Source organism: Spirillospora sp. NPDC049652, from assembly GCF_040675125.1.
Lineage (GTDB): Bacteria > Actinomycetota > Actinomycetes > Streptosporangiales > Streptosporangiaceae > Spirillospora.
On record NZ_JBFAOF010001368.1, the window covers coordinates 1 to 1,480 of the forward strand.

Genomic DNA, 1,480 nt, shown 5'->3' on the forward strand with positions numbered 1-1,480 from the left:
GTCGGCGGCAGTGGACACCATGGCGGCCGCCCTCCAGGAGCGCCTGCGCGCCGAGCGGTCCTTCACCGCCGACGTGGCGCACGAGCTGCGCACGCCGCTGATGGGGCTGGTGACGTCCGCCGAGCTGCTGCCCGAGGGGGAGGCGACCGGGTTCGTCCGGGACCGGGTCGGGGTGCTGCGCGCGCTGGTGGAGAACCTCCTGGAGATCTCCCGGCTGGACGCCGGGGTCGAGCACCCCGATCCCGCCCCGGTGCCGGTGGGCGAGGTCGTGGCCGAGTCGGTGCGGCGCACCGGCCTGGACGCGCGGGTCGTGGTGGACGGAGCGCCGGTCGCCGAGACCGACCCGCGCCGCCTCGACCGGATCGTGGCGAACCTCGTGATCAACGCGCACCGCCACGGCCGCGGGCCGGTCGAGGTGCGGGTCGCGCCGGGCGCCGGGGACGGCGGACGCGCCGGGGAGGTCGTGCTGACCGTCCGCGACCACGGGCCCGGGCTGCCGGACGAACTGCTCGCCGAGCTGCGCGCCGAGGGCCCGCGCCGGTTCCGCACCGGTACGCCCGAACGCGGCCGGGGCCACGGCCTCGGCCTGACCATCGCCGCGGGCCAGGCGCGCGTGATCGGCGCACGGCTGCTGTTCGCGAACGCCCCGGACGGGGGCGCGCTCGTGACCGTCCGCCTTCCGGCGATACAAGGCTGATACACGGTCGAGCGCCGGCCGCTACACGGCTTAGGCGGGGCCGACATCCGCGGTGACCAGGGTGATCGATGTGCGCGAGAGCCGCGCATCGCTCCCTGGGAGGCATGCTGTGACGTCTTCTCCTCCGCGCCCCCGGCGCGGCCGTCCGCTCGCGTTCGGCCCGGCGGCCGTGATCGGCCTGGTGCTCGTCGGACTGCTGGGCGTGGGGTTCGCGCTCGTCCTCGGCCGGGGGCCGGCTCCGGGGACCGGCGGCGCGGGGCCGGGGGACCGGCTCGGGCTGCCGTGGCCCGAGACCGGGCAGGCGGCCGTCGAGATCGACGGACTCGGCGGGCCGGTCACCGGTGGCGAGCAGAAGCGGGTGCCCATCGCCAGCGTCACCAAGGTGATGACGGCCTATGTCGTCCTGCGGGACCATCCGCTCCGGGCGGGCGAGGACGGGCCGCTGCTGACGATCGACCGGACGGCGTCGAGCGAGTCGGGCAACCGGGACGAGTCGACGGTCTTCCTGGGGGAGGGGCAGCGGTTCAGCCTGCGGCGGATGCTCCAGCTCATGCTGCTGCCGTCGGCGAACAACGTCGCGCGGCTGCTGGCGCGCTGGGACGCGGGCTCGGAGGAGGCGTTCGTCCGGAAGATGAACGCGGCGGCCGGGCGGCTGGGCATGCGCGACACCGTCTACACCGGCGCGAGCGGCTACGAGTCCAGCACGGTGAGCACGGCCGCCGACCAGCTCCGGCTGGCCAGGGCGGCGATGGGGGAGCCGGCGCTGCGGGCGGTCGTCGCGGC

The 1,480-nt window shown here is 76.3% G+C and carries 2 protein-coding genes; both read left to right on the plus strand.

Annotation, left to right across the window (positions count from 1 at the left end; all coding sequences use genetic code 11):
- Positions 1-697 (plus strand): sensor histidine kinase (locus AB0J52_RS40270; protein ID WP_500188458.1); only part of this gene is annotated, 697 nt, incomplete at its 5' end.
- Positions 698-806: 109 nt separating this feature from the next.
- The coding region (locus AB0J52_RS40275) for a D-alanyl-D-alanine carboxypeptidase family protein (protein WP_500188459.1) at positions 807-1,480 on the plus strand (674 nt) is incomplete at its 3' end.